The 731-nt window shown below is 67.1% G+C and carries 2 pseudogenes; both read right to left on the bottom strand.

Features of this window, described 5'->3' with window-relative positions:
* Positions 1-460 (bottom strand): annotated as a pseudogene (locus tag AC1DWF_RS34195) (VWA domain-containing protein); the annotation flags it as partial.
* Between the two features lie 5 nt (positions 461-465).
* A pseudogene (locus AC1DWF_RS34190) lies at positions 466-731 on the bottom strand (AAA family ATPase); the annotation flags it as partial.

Raw genomic sequence — 731 nt, 5'->3', positions numbered from 1 at the left:
CGCCTTCGGGGTTGTAGCCCTCGGCGCCGAAGGGCGAGGTGCCGTTGGTGCCGATCCAGCGGCTGCCGCCCTGGTGGCGGCCCTTCTGCTCGGCGAGGCGCTGCTTCAGCGTCTCCATCAGCTTGTCGAAGCCGCCGAGAGCCTCGATCTTCGCCATCTCCTCCGCGCTGAAGAGGCGTTCGGCCAGCTTCTTCAGCCATTCGGCGGGAAGCTCGCGCTGGATGATCTCGCCGGTGACCGTCGTCTCCGGCTCCAGCCCCTTGAAGAAATGCCCGAAGGCCTGGTCGAAGCGGTCGAGGTGGCGCTCGTCCTTCACCAGCGTCGCGCGCGCCAGGTAGTAGAAGTCGTCGAGATCGTAGTCGGCGACGCCCTCCTTCATCGCGCCCATCAGCATGAGCCATTCGGTGATCGAGGCCGGCAGGCCGGCGCGCCGAAGCTCCAGGATGAAAGGCGCGAACATCGCCGCTACCGCCGCGCGCGATTCAGGAAGGCCAGCCGCTCGAAGAGGTGCACGTCCTGCTCGTTCTTCAGCAGCGCGCCGTAGAGCGGGGGGATCGCGACCTTCGCGTCGTTCGAACGCAACGCCTYGGCCGGCATGTCCTCGATCATCAGCAGCTTCAGCCAGTCCAGCAGCTCCGAGGTCGCCGGCTTCTTCTTGAGCTCGCCGACCTCGCGGATCTGGAAGAAGACGTTCAGCGCCTCGCGCGCGAGGTCGGCGCGCAGGTCGGGGT

The organism is Aminobacter sp. P4_D5 (assembly GCF_056401815.1).
Note: the sequence above shows the minus strand (reverse complement) of the source record. Positions and strands in the feature narration are given on the sequence as shown.